The 20,904-nt window shown below is 64.7% G+C and carries 21 protein-coding genes; 13 read left to right on the top strand and 8 right to left on the bottom strand.

Features of this window, described 5'->3' with window-relative positions:
- Nucleotides 1–94: 94 nt before the first annotated feature.
- Genes hemW through rph form a run of 3 tightly spaced genes read right to left on the bottom strand, consistent with a single transcriptional unit; the run spans nt 95 to nt 2,599 of the window.
- Nucleotides 95–1,252, bottom strand: coding sequence for a radical SAM family heme chaperone HemW (gene hemW, locus XH91_RS00920; protein WP_128948846.1), 1,158 nt, complete (start codon nt 1,250–1,252; stop codon nt 95–97).
- Nucleotides 1,239–1,874, bottom strand: a complete 636-nt coding sequence (gene rdgB, locus XH91_RS00915) for an RdgB/HAM1 family non-canonical purine NTP pyrophosphatase (protein ID WP_128948845.1) — start codon at nt 1,872–1,874, stop codon at nt 1,239–1,241. The genes hemW and rdgB overlap by 14 nt, the downstream gene beginning before the upstream one ends.
- 11 nt (nt 1,875–1,885) lie before the next feature.
- A complete protein-coding gene (gene rph, locus XH91_RS00910) occupies nt 1,886–2,599 on the bottom strand; it encodes a ribonuclease PH (protein WP_128948844.1) in 714 nt (237 codons plus the stop codon).
- 182 nt (nt 2,600–2,781) lie between these two features.
- Between rph and hrcA the strand changes: the two genes are divergently transcribed.
- Complete coding sequence (hrcA, locus tag XH91_RS00905; RefSeq protein ID WP_128948843.1) at nt 2,782–3,870, top strand: heat-inducible transcriptional repressor HrcA; 1,089 nt, start codon at nt 2,782–2,784, stop codon at nt 3,868–3,870.
- 99 nt (nt 3,871–3,969) lie between these two features.
- Nucleotides 3,970–4,575, top strand: coding sequence for a nucleotide exchange factor GrpE (grpE, locus tag XH91_RS00900; RefSeq protein ID WP_128948842.1), 606 nt, complete (start codon nt 3,970–3,972; stop codon nt 4,573–4,575).
- A 124-nt stretch (nt 4,576–4,699) separates the two neighbouring features.
- Here the strand turns inward: grpE and pncA are convergent, their stop codons facing one another.
- Together pncA and XH91_RS00890 are read right to left on the bottom strand one after the other, a co-directional pair.
- Nucleotides 4,700–5,422, bottom strand: a complete 723-nt coding sequence (gene pncA / locus XH91_RS00895; RefSeq protein WP_128948841.1) for a bifunctional nicotinamidase/pyrazinamidase — start codon at nt 5,420–5,422, stop codon at nt 4,700–4,702.
- Nucleotides 5,423–5,703: 281 nt separating this feature from the next.
- Complete coding sequence (locus XH91_RS00890) at nt 5,704–6,645, bottom strand: hypothetical protein (RefSeq protein WP_164933944.1); 942 nt, start codon at nt 6,643–6,645, stop codon at nt 5,704–5,706.
- Between the two features lie 409 nt (nt 6,646–7,054).
- On the opposite strand from XH91_RS00890, the gene dnaK reads away from it, so the two are divergent.
- The 8 genes from dnaK (at nt 7,055) to XH91_RS00840 (ending at nt 14,409) form a co-directional block, all read left to right on the top strand.
- A complete protein-coding gene (gene dnaK / locus XH91_RS00885; protein ID WP_128948839.1) occupies nt 7,055–8,956 on the top strand; it encodes a molecular chaperone DnaK in 1,902 nt (633 codons plus the stop codon).
- Nucleotides 8,957–9,201: 245 nt separating this feature from the next.
- The gene (dnaJ, locus tag XH91_RS00875) at nt 9,202–10,335 is read left to right on the top strand and encodes a molecular chaperone DnaJ (protein ID WP_128948838.1); all 1,134 of its coding nucleotides are present in this window, start codon (nt 9,202–9,204) and stop codon (nt 10,333–10,335) included.
- A gap of 93 nt (nt 10,336–10,428) precedes the next feature.
- A complete protein-coding gene (locus tag XH91_RS00870) occupies nt 10,429–11,028 on the top strand; it encodes a class I SAM-dependent methyltransferase (protein ID WP_128948837.1) in 600 nt (199 codons plus the stop codon).
- A gap of 166 nt (nt 11,029–11,194) precedes the next feature.
- Nucleotides 11,195–11,773 carry an NADPH-dependent FMN reductase gene (locus XH91_RS00860; RefSeq protein WP_128948836.1) on the top strand — a complete coding sequence of 193 codons (579 nt, stop codon included), beginning with the start codon at nt 11,195–11,197 and terminating at the stop codon, nt 11,771–11,773.
- A 6-nt stretch (nt 11,774–11,779) separates the two neighbouring features.
- On the top strand, nt 11,780–12,490 hold the full coding sequence (gene pyrF, locus XH91_RS00855) for an orotidine-5'-phosphate decarboxylase (RefSeq protein WP_128948835.1): 711 nt from the start codon (nt 11,780–11,782) through the stop codon (nt 12,488–12,490).
- A 28-nt stretch (nt 12,491–12,518) separates the two neighbouring features.
- Nucleotides 12,519–12,830 (top strand): DUF1330 domain-containing protein, encoded by a 312-nt coding sequence (locus XH91_RS00850; protein ID WP_128948834.1) that lies wholly within the window; start codon nt 12,519–12,521, stop codon nt 12,828–12,830.
- A gap of 114 nt (nt 12,831–12,944) precedes the next feature.
- Nucleotides 12,945–13,760: a 4-hydroxy-tetrahydrodipicolinate reductase gene (gene dapB, locus XH91_RS00845; protein ID WP_128948833.1), complete on the top strand. Its 816-nt coding sequence runs from the start codon at nt 12,945–12,947 to the stop codon at nt 13,758–13,760.
- A 25-nt stretch (nt 13,761–13,785) separates the two neighbouring features.
- A complete protein-coding gene (locus XH91_RS00840) occupies nt 13,786–14,409 on the top strand; it encodes a 2,3-bisphosphoglycerate-dependent phosphoglycerate mutase (protein ID WP_128948832.1) in 624 nt (207 codons plus the stop codon).
- A gap of 53 nt (nt 14,410–14,462) precedes the next feature.
- Here XH91_RS00840 and XH91_RS00835 read toward each other — a convergent pair whose 3' ends face one another.
- Both XH91_RS00835 and XH91_RS00830 read right to left on the bottom strand, forming a co-directional pair.
- A complete protein-coding gene (locus XH91_RS00835) occupies nt 14,463–15,359 on the bottom strand; it encodes a methylated-DNA--[protein]-cysteine S-methyltransferase (RefSeq protein ID WP_128948831.1) in 897 nt (298 codons plus the stop codon).
- Nucleotides 15,360–15,414: 55 nt separating this feature from the next.
- On the bottom strand, nt 15,415–15,933 hold the full coding sequence (locus XH91_RS00830) for a DUF2244 domain-containing protein (RefSeq protein ID WP_128948830.1): 519 nt from the start codon (nt 15,931–15,933) through the stop codon (nt 15,415–15,417).
- A 22-nt stretch (nt 15,934–15,955) separates the two neighbouring features.
- On the opposite strand from XH91_RS00830, the gene nth reads away from it, so the two are divergent.
- Genes nth through XH91_RS00815 form a run of 3 tightly spaced genes read left to right on the top strand, consistent with a single transcriptional unit; the run spans nt 15,956 to nt 19,526 of the window.
- On the top strand, nt 15,956–16,732 hold the full coding sequence (gene nth, locus XH91_RS00825) for an endonuclease III (RefSeq protein WP_164933943.1): 777 nt from the start codon (nt 15,956–15,958) through the stop codon (nt 16,730–16,732).
- 54 nt (nt 16,733–16,786) lie between these two features.
- Nucleotides 16,787–17,911: an HlyD family secretion protein gene (locus tag XH91_RS00820; protein WP_128948828.1), complete on the top strand. Its 1,125-nt coding sequence runs from the start codon at nt 16,787–16,789 to the stop codon at nt 17,909–17,911.
- Nucleotides 17,898–19,526, top strand: a complete 1,629-nt coding sequence (locus tag XH91_RS00815; RefSeq protein WP_128948827.1) for an MFS transporter — start codon at nt 17,898–17,900, stop codon at nt 19,524–19,526. Before XH91_RS00820 ends, XH91_RS00815 begins: the two co-directional genes overlap by 14 nt.
- Nucleotides 19,527–19,671: 145 nt before the next feature.
- Here the strand turns inward: XH91_RS00815 and XH91_RS00810 are convergent, their stop codons facing one another.
- Entirely contained in the window at nt 19,672–20,775 is a 1,104-nt protein-coding gene (locus XH91_RS00810; protein ID WP_100175217.1) for an ISAs1 family transposase, read from the bottom strand.
- Between the last annotated feature and the right edge of the window lie 129 nt (nt 20,776–20,904).

The raw sequence follows: 20,904 nt of genomic DNA, 5'->3' as shown, positions 1-20,904 counted from the left end.
CGCATCTGCTCGGCGTAACCCACCAACTTGGTTTGGCGTGTGCAGAAGCAATGGTGGGTCACGCCTTACGGCTAACCCACCCTACGGCATTTCGCTACGCCGCGAGATCCGCGACCACTGCATCGAGCACGGGAAAACCACTGCTCGTGACACGCAGCCGTCCCGTCGGGTCGACCGTGATCGCGCCTTCCTCGCGCAAGAGCGCGATGCGGCCGGGGTCGAGCGGGCGGCCCGACAACGCCTTGTAGCGCTCGGGATCGATGCCCTCGGCGAGGCGCAATCCCATCAGCAAAAATTCGTCGGCGCGTTCTTCGCTGTTGAGGAGATCGTCGGTGACGATGCCGTCACCATTGGTCTCGACCCGCATCAGCCAGGCTTCGGGGCGCTTCTCGGTGGCGGTGGCGTGTCTGATACCGTCGATGTCGAGGCGGCCGTGGGCGCCCGGGCCGATGCCCGCATATTCCTCGCCGCGCCAGTAGACCAGATTGTGCCGGCACTCGGCGCCGCGCCGCGCGTGGTTGGAGATCTCGTAGGCGGGCAGCCCAAGTCTGTCGCAGGTTTCCTGCGTCACGTCGTAGAGCGCGCGCGCAACCGCTTCGTCCGGGGTCTTCAATTTGCCGGCCTGGTGCAGGCCGAAGAACGGCGTGCCTTCCTCGATGGTGAGCTGATAGAGCGACAGATGCTCGGCGGCTTCATCGATGGCGAGACGCAGTTCGTCCGCCCACATCGCCGGCGTCTGGTCGGGACGCGCGTAGATCAAATCGAACGAGTACCGGTCGAACGAGCGGCGCGCGATGGCGACGGCATCGAGCGCCTCGCGCGCGCTGTGCATGCGGCCGAGCGCTTTCAGCGAGGCATCGTCCAGCGCCTGCACGCCGAGCGAGACGCGGTTGACGCCGGCGATGCGATAGCCGGCAAAGCGCGTGGCTTCGACGCTGGTGGGATTCGCTTCCAGGGTAACTTCGACATCCTTGGCGACGGTCCAGTGCTTGCCGATCGCATCGAGCACGGCGCCGACGGTGGCCGGCTGCATCAGCGAGGGCGTGCCGCCGCCGAGGAAGATCGACGTGACCTCGCGGCCGGGGGCGCGCGCGGCGGTCGTCGCGATCTCACGTGCAAAGGCAGAAGCAAAGCGCGTCTCATCGATCGCGGCGTGGCGGACATGGCTGTTGAAGTCGCAATAGGGGCACTTCGACAGGCAGAACGGCCAGTGCACGTAGACGCCGAACGCATCCTTGTTAGCGCGGCTCAAGGCAGATCTCCGCCAGTTTCACGAAGGCGCGGGCGCGGTGCGACAGGCCGAGGCCGAGTGGCGGCAGGCCATGCTTCTCGATGCTTTCCATCTCGCCGAAGGTTCTGATGTGACCGTCGGGCAGGAACATCGGATCGTAACCGAAGCCGGCATTCCCGCGCGGCGGCCACACCAGCGTGCCGTCGACGCGCGCCTCGACCTCTTCGAGATGATGATCGGGCCAGGCGACGCAGAGCGCGGAGACGAAATGGGCCTTGCGCTTGTCCGCCGTGGTGGCGCCGCGCTCCTGCAACAGGCGCTCGATCTGCGCCATCGCCGCGGCGAAATCCTTGGAAGGTCCTGCCCAGCGCGCGCTATAGATGCCCGGTGCGCCGTCGAGTGCGTCGACCACGATGCCGGAATCATCGGCGAAGGACGGCAGGCCAGTGGCCTGCGCCGCGGCGATCGCCTTGATCGCGGCGTTGCTGCGGAAGTCGTTGCCGGTTTCGTCGGGCTCGCCCAAGCCGAGCTCACCGGCGGACACCACCTCGATGCCGTGAGGCGCGAGCAGCTCCTTCATCTCGGCGAGCTTGCCGGGATTGTGGGTCGCGATGACGAGCTTTCCGGTGATTCGGCGGTGCATGGGCCTATTGACTACGCGACAGCCAGTTTCTGCAAGTCGACCAGACGCGCGATGCCTTTTTGCGCCAGCGCGATCAGCTTCAGGAACTCGTCTTGCGTGAACGGCTCGCGTTCCGCTGTGCCCTGAACCTCGATGATGCGGCCATCGCCGGTCATGACGAAATTGGCGTCGGTCTCGGCTTCCGAATCCTCGGCATAGTCGAGATCGAGCACCGGCGTGCCGTTGTAGATGCCGCAGGAGATCGCGGCGACGTTGTCGCGCATCACGTTGGCCTTGACCATGTTGCGCGCTTTCATCCAGGCGATGCAGTCGGCAAGCGCGACCCAGGCGCCGGTGATCGAGGCGGTGCGGGTACCGCCATCGGCCTGGAGCACGTCGCAATCGACCGTGATCTGGCGCTCGCCGAGCGCTTCGAGATCGACGATGGTGCGCAATGAGCGGCCGATCAGACGCTGGATCTCGACGGTGCGGCCGCTCTGCTTGCCGGCGGCGGCCTCGCGGCGGGTGCGTTCGGAGGTCGCGCGCGGCAGCATGCCGTATTCGGCGGTGACCCAGCCGCGGCCCTGGCCCTTCAGCCACGGCGGCAGGCGGTCTTCCAGGGTGGCGGTGACGAGCACATGGGTGTCGCCGAATTTCACGAGGCAGGAGCCTTCCGCATATTTGACCACGCCACGCTCCAGCGTCACGGGGCGCAATTCGTCGGGCGCACGGCGGCTTGGCCGCATGGGAAATCCTCCAGAACTCATGAGGTCTAGAACACGGGGTAGGGCTGTTCGCGGTGCTTGTAGGTGGGGTCAGGGTGGGCAGCAAGGCTTTTTCACCCCCTGATATCCACCCCGCAAACGCCACGCTTGTCAGAAGCATCCAGGATGGACAAATTATGAGCATCTAAGAGGAGTTACCGTCTGTGGCCCATCATGATCCGATCCATGTGATCGCGCCGCGCGCAGGCCTCGCCCAGCTCAACGAGCGTTCCCGCGACATCTTTCGTCAAATCGTCGAAAGCTATCTCGCGACCGGTGAGCCGGTCGGCTCGCGCAACATTTCCCGCCTGATCGCGATGCCGCTGTCGCCGGCCTCGGTCCGCAACGTCATGGCCGATCTGGAACAGCTCGGGCTGATCTACGCGCCGCACACCTCGGCCGGCCGGTTGCCCACGGAACTCGGCCTGCGTTTCTTCGTCGATGCCCTGATGCAGGTCGGCGATCTCAACGAGGCCGAGCGGCAGTCGATCCAGAGCCAGCTCGCCACCGTCGGTCACGCCCAATCCGTCGAGGCGGCGCTGGATCAGGCGCTGACCCGGCTCTCCGGGCTGACCCGCGCGGCCGCGGTGGTGCTGACGCCCAAATCCAATGCGCGGCTGAAACACATCGAATTTGTCCGGCTGGAACCGGAAAAGGCGCTGGTGATCCTGGTCGGCGAGGATGGCCAGGTCGAAAACCGCGTGCTGACGCTGCCGCCGGGAGTTCCCTCCTCGGCGATTACCGAAGCCGGCAACTTCCTCAATGCCCGGATCCGCGGCCGTACGCTCGCGGAAGCACGGCTCGAGCTCGAAACCGCGCTTGGCGAGGCTCGCGCCGAGCTCGATCAATTGACGCAAAAGGTGATTTCGGCCGGGATCGCGAGCTGGTCGGGCGGCGAGAACGAGGACCGCCAGCTCATCGTCCGCGGCCACGCCAATCTGCTGGAGGATCTGCACGCGCTGGAGGACCTCGAGCGCGTCAGGCTGCTGTTCGACGATCTCGAGACCAAGCGCGGCGTGATCGACCTGCTCGGGCGCGCCGAAACCGCTGAAGGTGTCAGGATCTTCATCGGCAGCGAGAACAAGCTGTTTTCGCTATCGGGCTCCTCCACCATCATCTCGCCCTATCGGGATGCCGCAGGCCGCATCGTCGGTGTTTTGGGCGTGATCGGGCCGACCCGGCTGAATTATGCCCGCGTGATCCCGACCGTGGACTACGCCGCTCGCATCGTCAGTCGCCTGCTGGGGGGCTGACCGGCATTTGAGCCGATCACGGGCGCTTGATTTTCAGCGCCCGAAGCACGATATCCGGGCCAGAAAACCTCCCCTTGAGACGAGTTCGAGAAGCAGCCGATGACCGATCCAACCCGGCAACCCGAAGACACGACTGCCGCGACCGGCGAGCCCGTGGTGTCGAAGCCCTACATCATGCCCGACGACCCCGAGCCGGGCTCGGTCGAGCTGTTGCAGAAGGAAGCCGCCGAGGCGCGCGACCGCATGCTGCGGACGCTGGCCGAGATGGAAAATCTGCGCAAGCGCACCGCCAAGGAAGTCGCCGATTCCAAGCTCTACGGCATCACCGGCTTTGCCCGTGACGTGCTCGACATCGCCGATAATCTCCAGCGCGCGCTCGATGCCGTTCCGGCCGAAGCGCGGGCGGCGGCCGATCCCGGCCTGACCGCGCTGATCGAGGGCGTCGAGCTCACCGAGCGTTCGCTGCTCAACGCGCTGGAAAAGCACGGCGTGAAGAAGCTCGATCCGCAAGGCCAGAAGTTCGATCCGAACTTCCATCAGGCGATGTACGAAGTGCCTGATGCATCGGTGCCCGCGGGAACCGTCGTGCAGGTCATGCAGGCCGGCTACACCATCGGCGAGCGCGTGCTGCGCCCGGCGCTGGTCGGCGTCGCCAAGGGCGGCGCGAAGGCTGCGCCTGCGGCGAACAGCAACGAAGCGAACTGAGCGGCGTTAAGCCGCGTCCTGAAAATTGAAGATGTCATTCCGGGCGATGCGAAGCATCGAACCCGGAATCTCGAGATTCCGGGTTCGGCTCTGCGAGCCGCCCCGGAATGACTGCGCGATAACCTTACGCGCTGACCGCGATATCCGACGACTGAATCCGCTTCACGCCGGCCTTGGCCATGTCGGCCCAGGCCTTTGCCAGCGAGCCCTGCGTGTCGATGCCGCGGCAGGCGTCTTCCACGACATAGACTTCAAAGCCCGCCTTGCGCGCATCGAGCGCGGTCCAGGCGACACAGAAATCCGTCGCGAGACCGGCAACGAAGACGCGCTTGATCTTGCGCGACTTCAGATAGGCGGCAAGGCCCGTCGTTGTCTTGCCGTCGGCTTCGAGGAACGCCGAATAGCTGTCGACGTCCTTGTGAAAGCCCTTGCGGATGATGAGCTCGGCCTGCGGGATCGAGAGATCCTTCGAGAGCGAGGCGCCATCGGTGCCCTGCACGCAATGGTCGGGCCACAGCACCTGCTTGCCGTAGGGTAGGTCGATGGTCTCGAACGGCTTCTTGCCCGAGTGAACCGACGCGAAGGAAACGTGGCCGGGCGTGTGCCAGTCCTGCGTCATCACCACGTTCGAGAATGCTTTCGCCATCTTGTTGATGACGGGCACGACCTGCTCGCCTTCCTTCACCGCGAGGCTGCCGCCCGGCAGGAAGCAATTCTGCACGTCGATCACGAGCAGCGCGGACGAGTCGTCCGGCTTGATCGTGGCTGCCGCAAATATCGCGGATGGAGCAAGGCTCGCGAGCGCCGTCGTCGCCATCGCAGCCAAGATTTGTCGTCGATTGAGCATCGTCCGCCTCCCCTCCAGAATGATCTCAAGTTGATCCAGTGGGGCAAGCCTAGTTCCGTTCGTGTACGAACGAAAGCCTGAAAATGCAGCCGGAATTGGTGATTGGTTGGGCTGACGCCACTTGCTCTGTGCACCTCTCCCGCTTGCGGGAGAGGTCGCTGCGCTCGCAGAGCGCGGCGGGTGAGGGCTTTCTCCTCTTGGGGGTTCTCGATTGCGGAGGCACCCTCTCCCCAACCCTCCCCCGCAGGCGGGGAGGGAGCGCATCTCGTTCGGAGATGCTGCTATCCCTTCGGCTGGATACCGTCGCGCACGGCGCGGAAGCGGGTGAAGGCGTCGGACCACTGGTCGCGCGGGGCGCTGGCGATGATGCGTAGCGAGGTGCCGCCACCGAAGCGAATCCACTGCACCACCGTCACCGGGGTCTTGTCCTTGCCGCTGACGCCGTCGATCCGGGTCTCGAAGCCCGGCTGGCTGTTGATGCGGATCGGCTCCGACATGGTGATCCTGGATTCGCGCAAGCCGGGGATCTGAAGCGCCGCCTCCTGGGCAAAGCGGGCGCGGTCGTCGGCGGCTTGCGGGGTGGCGCCGATCAGGCCGAGGATCATGAATGGCTTGGATTCATAACCCGAGCTCTCGCTGCCGTCAGCCAGGATGATGCTCGCGCCCGGCACCAGCGTACGGAGGTCCTTGAAGCCGGCAAGATCGGTGACCTTGAACGGCAACAGCCCGAGTTGCTCGTCAGCCGACACCTCCTTGCGGATGGTGGCGGTCGCAAACATCTGCCGCACCGCCTCGTCGGTGTAGATCTTCGAGGCGTTCTCGGGGACCTGCATCGCGACATAGCCGGAGAAGCCGGTGCCCGGCACGATCATCGAATAGCGCTTCACCAGCGTGTCGCCGGCCTTGCCGCTTTCGGAGGTAAAATAGGCAAGGCCTGCCGGTGTCTCGACCTTGTCCGGCTTGACGCCGTTACCGGTGCCGGCTGGATTGGCGTTGAAGGCACTGACGACCTCGTTATAGGCGGCCGGCGGCAGTTCGGTGATCAGCACCTTGACGCTGCCGTCTTCGTTTTCGAAGCCCGGGAAGGTCTTGGCCTTGCTGAGGCCGACCAGTGGCACCATGCCGAGACGCATGCCCGGCGGATACACGGCGTCGGCGGCGAACGCGGGAAGCGCGGAAGCAACGAGGAGGGCGAGTGCGGCGAGGGGGCGGATCAGCTTCATGGGCACTCTGATTGGTTCACATTGAGGCCGTACGATGGTCGGCCCGCGGGAGCCCCTTGGGCCGCTTTGTCGCGCGAAGCAGCCCCATGGCGAAGCTGTCCGCGGGGCGCCTTTTAGCGGGTTTGGCGCGCGGGTAACAGGGCCGGGCCGCTAGACGGCGGCGGGCGGCCGGTCGATTGCCGAACCTGTTAATATTTCCTCACCCGCAAGGGCGGCGAGGGGCGGATATGATCTTCCAAAACCCAATGTTTTCACGGTCCAAACTTGCGTTCGGTCCTTGCGGCCCCCTCCCCCCCTCCTATATGAGCCTCAATCATCGCAATATCGCGGATGTTTGATCTTAGGGGGTTTCGGTTCGGGTGCCTTCTGGGCCCAGCCAACCTGCCGCAAAAAGAAGGATATCAGGACCATGGGAAAGGTCATTGGGATCGACCTCGGCACCACGAATTCGTGCGTCGCCGTAATGGATGGCAAAAACGCCAAAGTTATCGAGAATTCCGAAGGCATGCGCACGACGCCTTCGATCGTCGCCGTGACTGATGACGGCGAGCGCCTCGTCGGCCAGCCTGCCAAGCGCCAGGCCGTGACAAATCCGGAGCGTACGTTCTTCGCAGTGAAGCGCCTCATCGGCCGCCGCTACGACGACCCCATGGTCGAGAAGGACAAGAAGCTCGTTCCGTACAAGATCGTGAAGGCTTCCAACGGCGACGCCTGGGTCGAGGCCGACGGCCAGACCTACTCGCCCTCGCAGGTCTCGGCGTTCATCCTGCAGAAGATGAAGGAGACCGCGGAAGCCCATCTCGGCCAGAAGGTCGACCAGGCGGTCATCACCGTTCCCGCCTACTTCAACGACGCCCAGCGCCAGGCCACCAAGGATGCCGGCAAGATCGCGGGCCTTGAAGTGCTGCGCATCATCAACGAGCCGACCGCGGCTGCGCTCGCCTATGGCCTCGACAAGACCAAGGCCGGCACCATCGCCGTGTACGACCTCGGCGGCGGCACGTTCGATATTTCCATTCTCGAAATCGGCGACGGCGTGTTCGAGGTGAAGTCGACCAACGGCGACACCTTCCTCGGCGGCGAAGATTTCGACATGCGCCTGGTCGGCTATCTCGCCGACGAGTTCCAGAAGGAGCAGGGCATCAACCTGCGCAACGACAAGCTCGCGTTGCAGCGCCTGAAGGAAGCCGCTGAAAAGGCCAAGATCGAGCTGTCGTCGACGACGCAGACCGAGATCAACCTGCCCTTCATCACCGCGGACCAGACCGGCCCGAAGCATCTGACGATGAAGCTCACCCGCGCCAAGTTCGAGGCGCTGGTCGACGACCTCGTCCAGAAGACCGTCGAGCCCTGCCGCAAGGCGCTGAAGGATGCCGGCGTCACCGCCGGTGAGATCGGTGAAGTCGTTCTGGTCGGCGGCATGTCGCGCATGCCGAAGGTCCAGGAAGTCGTGAAGCAGCTGTTCGGCAAGGAGCCGCACAAGGGCGTCAACCCGGACGAAGTCGTGGCCATCGGTGCCGCGATCCAGGCCGGCGTGCTCCAGGGCGACGTCAAGGACGTGCTGCTGCTCGACGTGACCCCGCTCTCGCTGGGCATCGAGACGCTGGGTGGCGTGTTCACCCGCATCATCGACCGCAACACCACGATCCCGACCAAGAAGAGCCAGGTGTTCTCGACCGCCGAGGACAGCCAGAACGCGGTCACCATCCGCGTCTTCCAGGGCGAGCGTGAAATGGCGGCCGACAACAAGATGCTCGGCCAGTTCGACCTGATGGGCATTCCGCCGGCCCCGCGCGGCATGCCGCAGATCGAGGTGACCTTCGACATCGACGCCAACGGCATCGTCAACGTCTCGGCCAAGGACAAGGCCACCGGCAAGGAGCAGCAGATCCGCATCCAGGCCTCCGGCGGTCTGTCGGAAGCCGACATCGACAAGATGGTCAAGGACGCCGAGGCCAATGCCGCGGCCGACAAGCAGCGCCGCGAAGCGGTCGACGCCAAGAATCATGCCGACGCGCTGGTGCACTCCACCGAGAAGGCGCTGGCCGAGCACGGTTCGAAGGTCTCCGAGACCGAGCGCCGCGCCATCGAGGACGCCGTCAGCGATCTCAAGGAAGCGCTGAAGGGCAGCGATGCCGAGGCGATCAAGGCCAAGACCAACACGCTGGCTCAGGCATCGATGAAGCTCGGCGAGGCCATGTACAAGCAGCAGGCCGAGGCCGATGCGGCCAAGGACGCTGCGAAGGACGACGTCGTCGACGCGGAATTCACCGAAGTCGACGACGACAAGAACAACAAGAAGTCCGCATAAGCCCCAAGAGGGTCATGATGCGGACGGCTTGGACCCCACACGCTGCGCTGGCCTCCCCTCTCAAGGGGGAGGCCGTCGTGTCGGGACAGGCGGGCGGCGCGCCCGTTACGATCAATCAATTTCCAGCCGTTATGGTCAACGCTGCCATGCAGTCCTCTGCCGCAAGGCGGAGGCGCGCCTATATCGTTGCGTGGCGACGTCGTTTCGCTCCGACTTGAATCGCGATTGGATAGACCGAGTTGAACATGTCCACGTCCACCAAGCGCTGCTATTACGAAACCCTCGAAGTCGAACGCAACGCCGACGATTCCGTTCTGAAATCGTCCTTCCGCAAGCTTGCGATGAAGTTTCACCCCGACCGCAATCCCGGGGACGACAGCAGCGAGGTCAAGTTCAAGGAAATCAACGAGGCCTATGAGGTCCTGAAGGACAAGGACAAGCGCGCGGCCTATGACCGTTTCGGCCATGCCGCCTTCGAGCAGGGCGGTCCGGGCGGCGGTGCCGGTTTCGGCGCCGGCTTCGCCTCTTCCTTCTCCGACATTTTCGAAGATCTGTTCGGCATGGCCGGGCAGCGCGGCCGCGGCGGCCGCGAGCGTGGCGCCGATCTGCGCTACAACATGGAAATCACCCTCGAGGAAGCCTTCGGCGGCAAGACCGCGCAGATCGAGATTCCGGTCTCGGTCACCTGCGAAGCCTGCTCGGGTATCGGCGCCAAGGCCGGCACCAAGCCGAAGACCTGCTCGACCTGTGGCGGCGCCGGCCGCGTGCGGCAGTCGCAGGGCTTCTTCACGCTCGAGCGCACCTGCCCCGGCTGTCAGGGCCGCGGCCAGATGATCGAGGATGCCTGCCCGTCGTGCTCGGGCCAGGGCCGCGTCACCCGCGAGCGCACGCTGTCGGTCAACATTCCCCAGGGCGTCGAGGACGGCACCCGGATCCGGCTCGCCGGCGAAGGCGAGGCCGGGGTGCGCGGCGGTCCGCCCGGCGATCTCTACATCTTCCTGTCGCTGGCCCAGCACCAGTTCTTCCAGCGCGACGGCGCCGACCTGCATTGCCGCGTGCCGATCTCGATGGTTACGGCCGCGCTCGGCGGCGAGTTCGAGGTGCCGACCATCGACAAGGGCAAGGCCAAGGTGAAGGTGCCTGCCGGAACCCAGTCCGCGCGCCGATTCCGCATCGCATCAAAGGGCATGCCGGTGCTGCGCTCGCGCCAGATGGGCGACATGTATGTCCAGGTCGTGGTCGAGACGCCGCAGAATCTCACCAAGAAGCAGCAGGAATTGCTGGCCGAGTTCGAAAAGCTCTCCTCCGGCAACACCCAGCCGGAATCCGAGGGCTTCTTCGCCAAGGTCAAGGATTTCTTCGGCAATCGGGCGAACTGACGCGGCTTGACCGTGTTGCCTTCGGCCTATACGTCTTTATGACCATTTTCTGACACGCCGCGGTCACGCGGTCCCGTCCCGTCCGGTCCAGACATGCCATTGCCGTCGTCCGCGCGTGCGTTGAAGAAGCCCCGTCTCGATGACGAGGTGCGCTTCCTCAGATCGTGGATCGAGAAGCCCCTCCACATGGGCGCGGTGATGCCTTCGGGCAAGCTGCTCGCGCGGACCATGGCCCATTACGTCGACGTCAATTCGGATGCGCCGGTGGTCGAGCTCGGGCCCGGCACGGGCGCCATCACTTCGGCGCTGGTCGAGCGCGGCGTCGATCCGAAGCGTCTCGTCCTGGTCGAATACGATCCCGGCTTCTGTGCGCTTTTGCGCGACCGCTTTCCGCAGGCCAAGGTGGTGCAAGGCGATGCCTATCGCCTGCGCGACACGCTCTGGAACGTGCTGAGCGCGCCGGCCAGCGCGGTGGTCTCCGGCCTGCCGCTCGTCACAAAACCGATGCTGACGCGCCTTCGGCTGATTCGCGATGCCTTCACGGCGCTCGCGCCCGGCGCGCCCTTCGTTCAATTCACCTATGCCGTGGTGCCGCCGATTCCGAAATCGTTGCCCGGCGTGTCCACAGAGGCCTCGGAACGGATCTGGATGAACCTTCCGCCGGCCCGCGTCTGGGTGTATCGCAAGGACTAATCTGTCGCCACGAACGCGGTACGCTCCCTCTCCCGCTTGCGGGGGAGGGTTGGGGTGGGGGTGTCTCCACAGTGGGATTCCCCCAGTCGAGAAAGCCCCCTCCCGCCGCGCTTCGCGCGTCGACCTCCCCCGCAAGCGGGAGAGGTGAACGGAGTTCGCCGCCCGGATGTCAGCCCCGAAGATCCTGGTCATTCCCGGCTCGCTGCGCACCGGCTCGCACAATGTGAAGCTGGCGGCGGCAGCTAGCTTTGAATTCGCCCAGGCCGGCGTCGACGTCACCCGCATCTCGCTCGCCGATTTTCCGTTGCCGATCTACGACGGCGACCTCCAGGCCAAATCCGGCGTGCCCAAGCACGCCATCAATCTCAAGCGCATGATCGGCGCGCATCATGGCGTGCTGTTCGTCTCGCCGGAATACAACGCCTCGGTGCCGCCGCTCCTCAAGAATGCGATCGACTGGGTCAGCCGCGTGCAGGATCCGCACGAGGCGCGCGGCGACGTCTTCGGCAACCGCGCCTTCGCGCTCGCCGGTGCTTCGCAGAGCCGGCTTGGCGCCGCCCGCGCGCTGCAGGCATTGCGCCTGATCTTGACGTCGTGCCACGCCAATGTGATCGCGAGCCAGTTCACGCTCGCCTTTGCCGACCAGGCCTATGACGATATGGACAGGCTCAAGAGCCAGGCCGATAGCGACGGGCTGAAGCAGATGGTGCGGCAGTTGATCGACATTTCCCAACGCATGATGTGAGGTGACATGACGCCAGCCGAAATCGCTCCGAAAGACCGCCTGATCGTTGCGCTCGATTTGCCCAGCGTCGACGCCGCGGAGGCGATGGTCACCAGGCTCGGCGACAGCGTCACCTTCTACAAGATCGGCTATCGGCTCGCTTATGCCGGCGGCTTGCCGCTGGTCACCAAGCTCGCCGACAGCGGCAAGAAGGTCTTTCTCGATCTCAAGCTGCACGACATCGGCAACACGGTGTCGCAAGGCGTCGAGAGCATCACCAGGCTGGGCGCGACCTTCCTCACCGTGCATGCCTATCCGCAGACCATGAAAGGCGCCGTCGAGGGCCGCGGCTCCTCGAAGCTGAAGCTCCTCGCCGTCACCGTGCTGACTTCCTACAATGACGACGATCTGCATGCGGCCGGCTTTCGGCTCGGCGTTTCCGAGCTGGTCGAAGCGCGTGCGCAGCAGGCGCGGGCACTCGGCATCGACGGTCTCGTGTCCTCGCCCGAGGAAGCAGGAAGCCTGCGCAAGATCGTCGGTCACAAGATGAACCTCGTCACACCGGGCATCCGTCCGGCGGGTTCGGCGACGGGCGATCAGAAACGCATCATGACGCCCGGCCGCGCAATCGCCGCAGGCGCGGATTATCTCGTCGTCGGGCGGCCGGTTGTGGAAGCCTCCGATCCCAAGGCGACCGCAGACGCCATCCAGGCCGAGATTGCTCACGCGCTCGGCTGATCAAGCAAACCAAACAAGGAGAAGAACAATGGCAAAGGGCTACTGGATCGGGCGCGTCGATGTGAGCAACGACGAGGGCTACAAGCCCTATGCCGTCGCCAATGGTCCGATCTTCAAGAAGTGGGGTGGCCGCTTCGTCGTCCGCGCCGGCAAGTTCACCACCGTCGAAGGCGCCAGCCGCACCCGCAACGTCGTGATCGAATTCCCCGATTATCAGACCGCGATCGCCTGCTACAATTCGCCGGAATATCAGGCCAACATCAAGGTGCGCCAGCCGCACTCGATCGCCGACCTCATCATCATCGAGGGCTATGACGGCCCGCAGCCGCAGGACGGCTGAGCTTAAACGTCATTCCGGGATGGTCCGAAGGACCAGACCCGGAATGACGGTGGTGCCCCCTCGGTTGCCGGAACTGCCTCCCGCCGCTAAAACGGCCCCTGAGAGGATCACACCATGTCAGACATGCGCTTGATTGTTGCTGGAGCCGGTGGCCGGATGGGCCGCGCCCTGACGCGGGCGATCGCCGACAGCAAAGGCGCGGTGCTCGCGGGCGCGCTGGAGGCGCCCGGCTCGGAGCTCTTGGGCAAGGACGCCGGCGTGCTCGCAGGGCTCCCCGCCAACGGCATCAAGCTGTCCGCCGACCTCTGGGCGATGTCGAAGGACGCCGACGGCATTCTGGATTTTACCGTGCCGGCCGCGACCATCGCCAATGTCGCCATCGCCGCCGAACGTGGCCTCGTCCATGTCATCGGCACCACCGGGTTGTCGGCTTCCGACAACGCCGTGATCAAGAGCGTCACCAACCGCGCCGTGGTGGTGCAGTCGGGCAATATGAGCCTGGGCGTCAATCTGCTCGCCGCCGTGGTCAAGCGCGTCGCCAAGGCGCTCGACGAAAGTTTTGACATCGAGATCGTCGAGACCCATCACCGCATGAAGGTCGATGCGCCCTCCGGCACCGCGCTGATGCTGGGCCAGGCCGCAGCGGCCGGTCGCGGCATTTCGCTCGAGGAGAACGCGGAACGCGGTCGCGACGGTATTACCGGCGCGCGCAAGCCGGGCGCCATCGGCTTTGCTTCCTTGCGCGGCGGCACCGTCGCCGGCGAGCACAGCGTCACTTTTCTCGGCCCGTTCGAGCGCCTGACCTTGTCGCATCTCGCCGAAGACCGCATGCTGTTCGCGCACGGCGCGCTGAAGGCGGCGCTATGGGCGCATGGCAAGAAGCCGGGGCACTACTCCATGGCCGACGTGCTCGGCCTCGCGGACATTTGAACCAACCAAGCAACGGAATTAGGCAATGAGCGAACGTCTTCTCGTGCTGGTGCGGCACGGCCAAAGCGAATGGAATCTGAAGAACCTGTTCACGGGCTGGAAGGATCCCGACCTCACCGAGCAGGGTGTCGCGGAAGCCAGGGAAGCCGGCCGCAAGTTGAAGGCACAGGGCCTCGTGTTCGACGTCGCCTTCACTTCGGTGCTGACGCGTGCGCAGCACACGCTCGACCTCATTCTCACCGAGCTCGGCCAGACCGGCTTGCCGACCTCGAAGAACCTCGCGCTGAACGAGCGCGACTATGGCGACCTCTCCGGCCTCAACAAGGACGACGCCCGGAAGAAATGGGGCGAGGAGCAGGTGCATGTCTGGCGCCGCTCCTACGACGTGCCGCCGCCCGGCGGCGAAAGCCTCAAGGACACGCTGGCGCGTGCATTGCCCTATTACGTGCAGGAAATCCTGCCCGGCGTCCTCAACGGCAAGCGCACGCTCGTTGCGGCCCACGGCAACTCGCTGCGCGCCTTGATCATGGTGCTCGAAAAACTGTCGCCCGAAGGCATTTTGAAGCGCGAGCTCGCGACCGGCGTGCCGGTCATCTACCGGCTCAACGCGGATTCGACGGTGGCATCGAAGCTGGATCTGGCGGGGTAAATTGTAGGGTGGGTTACGCCTTCGACTAGCCCACCCTGCTCACCCTACGATAGCTACTGCACCCCGACCCGCCCGGCCTCCCAGCCCAGCATCGCCTGCTTGCGGGTGATGCCCCAGTGATAGCCGGTCAGCGTGCCGCTCTTGCCGAGGGCGCGGTGGCAGGGCACGACAAAGGACACCGGGTTCCTGCCGATCGCCGCACCGACGGCGCGCGAGGCCTTCGGATTGTTGATGTTGCAGGCGATGTCCGAATAAGACACCGCGCGGCCCATCGGAATTTTCAGCAGTGTCTCCCACACCCGCACCTCGAAATCGGTGCCGATCAGGATCACGCGCAGCGGCTGATCCGGCCGCCACAACTTCGTGTCGAAGATGCGTGCCGCGAGCGGCGCGGTGCCTTCGTGGTCCTCCACGTAAGTGGCGTTCGGCCAGCGCCGCGTCATGTCCGCGAGCGCGGCTTTCTCCTCGCCGTGATCGGCGAAGGCGAGGCCGGAGAGGCCGCGATCGGTCGCGATGACGATCGCAGTCCCAAAGGGCGACGGATGGAATCCGTAGCGCAAGGTCAGCCCGGCGCCGCCGTTCTTCCATTCGCCCGGCGACATCGCTTCATGGGTGACGAAGAGATCGTGCAATCGGCCCGGGCCCGACAGTCCTGAGTCGAGCGCCGCATCGAGGATGCTGGCGGAATCCCGCAACAGCCCCTTGGCGTGATCGAGGGTGAGCGCCTGCATGAAGGCCTTTGGCGTGATCGAGGCCCAGCGGCGGAACAGATGGTGCAGCTCATCCGGCGTGACGCCGGCCGCATCGGCCATCGCCTCGATGGTCGGCTGCGCGCGCCAGTTCTCCGAGATGAACGCGATGGCCCGGCGCACGGAATCATAGTCGCGCAGCGCGGCGTTCTGGGGGCCCGGCTTGGCCAGGCGCTGGTCATGTATCGCGAGTGTCATCATGGACGGAAATGTAGGCGCGCGGAGGTGCCGAAACCACCCGATTTCCGACGGCGCGTCAGGTCACCGGATTATAGGTCGGGCCGCGCTTGGCGGCATTCAACGCCTCAATCAAACCTTTGTAAAAGCTCGCCTTTTCGTTGGGCCCCAAAAATCGGGCGATCTGGATCTGGTGGCCGCGCGAGATCAAATAGAGATGCTCGATGCCAAAATCCTCGTCGACCTCCATGTCGAGCCGGACCCAGAGCGGATTGAAGGTCCATTCGGCGACCTGGCCGCGATGGCTGACGCGCCGCACGCGCAGTTCAGACGTCGTGACCGTGATCTCCTCGCGTGCCCGCCCGGTGCGGAAATTGACCTTGAAGGCCCACCAGACCACCAGCACGTCGAGTCCGAAAAAGCCGAGCACCGGCCAGGCGCCTTTCATCAGGAAGACAATTCCGGTGACGAAGCTGACGACGCTCAGGAACAGCATCACGGCCAGGAAGCCGGTGCGGTTCAGCGAGCGGTGCGGCGTCAGCAGCGCAGAGAAGATCTGCACCTCGTGCTCGCGCTCAATTTCGTTGCCTGTGCTCATCGTCCCTCAGTATATCCCGATCATGGCGAAAATCACCCGCAAGCCGGCTCCGCGCAAAGCGGCGGTGCCGAAGAAAAAGGCAAAGGCAGCGAAGCCCGCGCCTCCCAGAAAATCGGCGCCGGCGAAGACATCGCTCAAGGCTACCAAGCCCAATTCCTTTAAGCCCTGGACAGCCGCGGAGATCCGCGAAGTCTTCAGCCGATTCCGCGCGGCCAATCCCGAGCCGCGCGGCGAGCTCGAGCACGTCAACCCGTTCACGCTGCTGGTCGCCGTGGTGCTGTCGGCGCAGGCGACGGACGCCGGCGTCAACAAGGCGACACGCGCGTTGTTCGAGGTCGCCGACACGCCGCAAAAGATGCTCGACCTCGGCGAAGAACGTTTGCGCGACTATATCAAGACCATTGGCCTCTACCGCACCAAGGCCAAGAACGTGATCGCGTTGTCGGCCAAGCTGCTCAGCGATTTCGGCGGCGAGGTGCCGCGCACGCGCGCCGAGATCGAATCGCTGCCGGGCGCGGGACGCAAGACGGCCAATGTCGTGCTCAACATGGCCTTTGGCGAGCACACCATGGCGGTCGATACGCATGTCTTCCGCGTCGGCAATCGCACCGCCCTTGCGCCCGGCAAGACGCCGCTCGAGGTCGAGCTCGGGCTCGAAAAGGTGATCCCGGCCGAGTTCATGCTGCATGCCCATCATTGGCTGATCCTGCACGGCCGCTATACCTGCCTCGCGCGCAAGCCGCGCTGCGAGGTATGCCTGATCAACGATCTCTGCCGGTGGCCGGAGAAGACGGTGTGAGGCAGTATCGCCACTGTCCCGGGACGAAGTGAAACAAGCCGGTTTGAGGTTATCGTGAGTCAACAAGAGCAAGCTTCGTCGACGACACCACCTGTCGCATCCAAGCCAACGCAGCGGCCCGCGACTTCGCTCTGGAGCCGCCTCGCAATCCCGCTGTTTGCCGTGATCGTCGCGCTCGCCTTCGTGGCGCTGGCGACGCTGCGCTTTGACGAATGGGTCGGCAATGAGGTGGTTCAGACGACCAATGACGCCTATGTGCGCGCCGACTTGACCCGGCTCTCCAGCCGCGTCTCCGGCGAGGTGCTGACCGTCGCCGTCGACGATTTCCAGCGCGTCAAATCAGGCGATCTCCTGATCCAGATCGATCCCGCCGATTACGAGGCGCAAGTCGCGCAGTCCGAGGCGGCCGTGGCGGCCGCGCAAGCGGTGCTCGACAATCTCGCCAACCAGATCGAGCTGCAATATGCCACCATCGCGCAGGCCGAGGCTGCGCGCCTGTCGGCGGAAGCCCTCGAGGTCGAGGCCAAGCAGGAGCAGGAGCGCCAGCAATCGCTGTCGCAGACCGAGTCAGGCACGCGGCAGCGGCTCGAGCAGGCGGTCGCGGGTCTTGCCAAGGCGCAGGCCGATGTGCGCGCCAGCCGCGCCGTGATCGCGGCGCAGCAGCACCAGCTCGAGGTCCTGCAGGGCACCAAGAAGCAGCGCGCAGCCGATCTCGATGCCACCAAGGCGACGCTGGCAAGCGCCAGGCTCAAGCTCGGCTATACCAAGATCACGGCGCCGTTCGACGGCGTCGTCGGCGAGCGCCAGGTGCAGCCGGGCGACTACGTCAATATCGGCACCAACCTGATCAACGTGGTGCCGCTGCCGAAGGTCTATGTGATCGCGAACTACAAGGAAACCCAGCTCACGCATGTGCAGCCCGGGCAGCCGGTCGAGATCACCGTCGACAGTTTTCCGCGCGAGAAGCTGCGCGGCAAGGTCGAGCGCATCGCGCCCGCGACCGGTGCGCAGGTCGCGCTGCTGCCGCCTGACAACGCCACCGGCAATTTCACCAAGGTCGTGCAACGCATTCCCGTCCGCATTCAGTTCGACGACAATCAGCCGCTGCTGACGCGGCTCGTGCCGGGCATGTCGGTCGTCACCCGCATCGACACGAAGGACGCGAATGGCGGCAAGTGACGATGCCGGCCACGGACCGATCTCGCGCGGTGGGGTCGCGCGACAGCCGCTGTTTGCCGTGGCGGCCGTGCTGCTCGGCTCATTCCTCGCCAATTTCGACAGCCGGCTGACCACGATCGGCTTGCCCGATCTGCGCGGTGCGTTCGGGCTCTCGTTCGACGAGGGTGCGTGGCTCTCCACGGCAGGCATCGGCTCGCAGATCTTCATCGCGCCGGCGGTCGCCTGGCTTGCCACCGTGTTCGGCCTGCGCCGTGTGCTCGGCATTCCCAGCCTCGTTTACGCATTCGTCTCGCTGGTCATTCCTTTCGTGCACGACTATCCGACGTTGATCGCGCTCAGCGTCGTGCATGGCCTCTTGCTCGGCACCTTCGTGCCGGCAACGCTGATGATCGTGTTCCGCAACCTGCCGATCCGCTGGTGGCTGCCGGCGATCGCGCTCTATTCGATCCGCGTCGGTTTCGCCTTGGACACGTCGAGCTCGCTGGTCGGCTTCTATGTCGAGCATCTCGGCTGGCAATGGCTGTACTGGCAGGGCGTCGTGATCGCACCGCTGATGGGCCTGATGGTCTATCTCGGCACGCCCGGCGAGCCGGTCAATCGCGCCCTGCTGCGCGAGGCCGATTGGGGCGGCATGCTGCTGCTCGGGGCCTCGGTCGGGATGATCTATGCCGGCCTCGACCAGGGCAACCGGCTGGACTGGCTCGGCTCCGGCACGGTGATGGCGCTGCTGGTCGGCGGCGGCGTGCTGTTCGTCGCCTTCCTGGTCAATGAATCGCTGGTGCGGCAACCCTGGGCGCATGTCAACGTGCTGTTCTCGCGCAATATCGGGTTGTCGCTGGTGGTGATCCTGCTCTACACGCTGAGCTCGCTCTCCAACTCGTCGCTGGTGCCGAACTTCCTCGGCAATGTCGGCCTGCTCAGGCCGGAGCAGAGCGGTCTGCTGCTGCTTACCTATGGCGCGCTGCCAATGTTCGTGCTGGTGCCCATCTCGATCTGGCTGCTGCGCCATTTCGATGCGCGCGCGGTGACGGTGGTGGGATTTGCCTGCTTTGCCGCCGCCAATCTCTGGGGCACCCAGCTCACCCATGAATGGGCACGCGAGGATTTCGTCGGCATCGCCCTGCTGCAAGCGATCGGCCAGTCGACCACGCTGCTGCCGCTCATCATTATCGCGTTGTCGAATTCCGATCCGAGCCGCGCGACTTCATTTGCTGCCTATATCCAGATCATGCGGCTCGGCGGCGCCGAGATCGGCGTGGCGTTGATGGGAACCTGGCTGCGCGTCCGCGAGCAGATCCATTCCTTCTACATCGGTCAGAACCTCGAGGTCGGCGACGTCAACGTGGTGCGCGCGCTGAAGCAGCTCGCCGATCATTTCGCCGCCCACGGCGCCGGCTCGGCGCAGGCGCGCGCGGTCGGCACGCTTGCGAGCTTCGTCGCGCGCGAGGCCAATGTGCTCGCCTATATCGACGGCTTCTGGCTGTGCTTCTGGCTGGCAGTGGCGGGACTCGGCTTCATCGCACTGATCACGCGAGCCCCGCCGGGTCCGTTCATGCCGGCGCCGTTCGGTTTCGCCAAGAGGGTGCTGCGCAAGTGCGGGGTGCAGGTGTCGTGAGGGGTAGATCAATCGTGCCGCAGGCTTAGCACCTCTCCCGCTTGCGGGAGAGGTCGGCACGTAGTGCCGGGTGAGGGTTATCTCCCTAGGGGATTGTCCCATTGCGGAGACACCCTCTCCCCAACCCTCCCCCGCAAGCGCAGGGCTATCGCATGTGACCGATAAGGCTGAGAAGGAATTCGTCTTCCCAGCCTGCTCGTTTGACCTTCTGTCGCATGGAGATGCGGGCGGGGTGGGCTCGAATGAGATTGATTGCAGCTCGCCGCAAGATCGCGAAGTTCTCGGGGCCGTTGTTTTTTCTGGTTCGGCAAGCGTCTTCGCCAAAGACGACATCGAGCACCCAGTGCAACTGATTCTCGATGCTCCAATGGCCTCGGACGACCTGCAACAATCGTCTTGCGGGCAGGTATTTGGACAACAAGTAATATCGCACGGACGGCTTGCCGGCGGGTTTGCCATGCAGTCGGCGGCGCGAAGTGATGCGAGCCACGGCCGCCACTCCGGGAAAGCGGTTTGTCGTACCCAGACTGATGTTGCGCATGACGGTGGCGCGCCGGGATTCGCATCGATCGTGCGTGCTCGGCTCGCGTCGTTGAGCCACGCTGCGCTTGCCCGAGCGGGCAAAGCAGCGCTCGACCTCCGCGAACAGTTTGCTTTGATTTTCCTTGAGAGCCAGCACGTAGTGGGCGCCACGCTCGAGCACCTTCTTGGCGAAGGGACGATTGCAATGCAGGGCGTCGGCAGTGACGATGCAGCCTTCGAGCGAAAGCATTTGCAGCACATCCAGGGCACCTTGGGCCTCGTTGCGGCCTGGCGCCTTGCATGCAGCCAGGGCCATGCGGGCTTCGGTTGCAAAGACATTGACCATGTGCAGTGGCGTGGCGCTGCGACCGCGTTCGTAAGCTCCTCGAACAGCTTTGCCATCGACTGCCACCACGCCGGTGAGCTTGATCCCGTTGGCCTCTGCGAATGCTGCCATAAAGCTTCGGAAGGCCTGTTCGAAAGCCCCCGGATCGAGCGCGTTGAAGACCCGGCTGAACGTATCGTGACTGGGGATTCCGTGCTCCAACCGAAGGAATTGCCGCAACAGCTTTTCCTTGGACGACGCGAAAACCTCCATATCCGTCGCGCCCTGTCCTCCGCACAACACCGTTGCCAGCGCGATGACGATGAGGTCCAGCAGGTCGTGCAGTGCGTTGGGTGCACGCGGATCTGGCAACGTACTGAAGATACTGCGAATCTTGCGCATAGGACCCCCACGCCGAATCGGGAGTCCTCTTCAGAATCCATATCGCTGGCCCGCGCAATACCACCCTCAAACCCACATGCGATTCCCCTGCCCGCAAGCGGGGGAGGGAGCGCACCTTCTTCTCGGTTT

It is taken from the genome of Bradyrhizobium guangzhouense, assembly GCF_004114955.1.
Classification (GTDB): Bacteria; Pseudomonadota; Alphaproteobacteria; order Rhizobiales; family Xanthobacteraceae; genus Bradyrhizobium; species Bradyrhizobium guangzhouense.
Note: the sequence above shows the minus strand (reverse complement) of the source record. Positions and strands in the feature narration are given on the sequence as shown.

Excerpts from the sequence above, each read along its gene's own strand:
- rdgB (WP_128948845.1), bottom strand. The coding sequence starts at position 1,874 with ATGCACCGCCGAATCACCGGAAAGCTCGTCATCGCGACCCACAATCCC.
- rph (WP_128948844.1), bottom strand. The coding sequence starts at position 2,599 with ATGCGGCCAAGCCGCCGTGCGCCCGACGAATTGCGCCCCGTGACGCTG.
- grpE (WP_128948842.1), top strand. The coding sequence starts at position 3,970 with ATGACCGATCCAACCCGGCAACCCGAAGACACGACTGCCGCGACCGGC.
- pncA (WP_128948841.1), bottom strand. The coding sequence starts at position 5,422 with ATGCTCAATCGACGACAAATCTTGGCTGCGATGGCGACGACGGCGCTC.
- XH91_RS00890 (WP_164933944.1), bottom strand. The coding sequence starts at position 6,645 with ATGAAGCTGATCCGCCCCCTCGCCGCACTCGCCCTCCTCGTTGCTTCC.
- dnaK (WP_128948839.1), top strand. The coding sequence starts at position 7,055 with ATGGGAAAGGTCATTGGGATCGACCTCGGCACCACGAATTCGTGCGTC.
- dnaJ (WP_128948838.1), top strand. The coding sequence starts at position 9,202 with ATGTCCACGTCCACCAAGCGCTGCTATTACGAAACCCTCGAAGTCGAA.
- XH91_RS00870 (WP_128948837.1), top strand. The coding sequence starts at position 10,429 with ATGCCATTGCCGTCGTCCGCGCGTGCGTTGAAGAAGCCCCGTCTCGAT.
- XH91_RS00860 (WP_128948836.1), top strand. The coding sequence starts at position 11,195 with ATGTCAGCCCCGAAGATCCTGGTCATTCCCGGCTCGCTGCGCACCGGC.
- pyrF (WP_128948835.1), top strand. The coding sequence starts at position 11,780 with ATGACGCCAGCCGAAATCGCTCCGAAAGACCGCCTGATCGTTGCGCTC.
- XH91_RS00850 (WP_128948834.1), top strand. The coding sequence starts at position 12,519 with ATGGCAAAGGGCTACTGGATCGGGCGCGTCGATGTGAGCAACGACGAG.
- dapB (WP_128948833.1), top strand. The coding sequence starts at position 12,945 with ATGTCAGACATGCGCTTGATTGTTGCTGGAGCCGGTGGCCGGATGGGC.
- XH91_RS00840 (WP_128948832.1), top strand. The coding sequence starts at position 13,786 with ATGAGCGAACGTCTTCTCGTGCTGGTGCGGCACGGCCAAAGCGAATGG.
- XH91_RS00835 (WP_128948831.1), bottom strand. The coding sequence starts at position 15,359 with ATGATGACACTCGCGATACATGACCAGCGCCTGGCCAAGCCGGGCCCC.
- XH91_RS00830 (WP_128948830.1), bottom strand. The coding sequence starts at position 15,933 with ATGAGCACAGGCAACGAAATTGAGCGCGAGCACGAGGTGCAGATCTTC.
- nth (WP_164933943.1), top strand. The coding sequence starts at position 15,956 with ATGGCGAAAATCACCCGCAAGCCGGCTCCGCGCAAAGCGGCGGTGCCG.
- XH91_RS00815 (WP_128948827.1), top strand. The coding sequence starts at position 17,898 with ATGGCGGCAAGTGACGATGCCGGCCACGGACCGATCTCGCGCGGTGGG.
- XH91_RS00810 (WP_100175217.1), bottom strand. The coding sequence starts at position 20,775 with ATGCGCAAGATTCGCAGTATCTTCAGTACGTTGCCAGATCCGCGTGCA.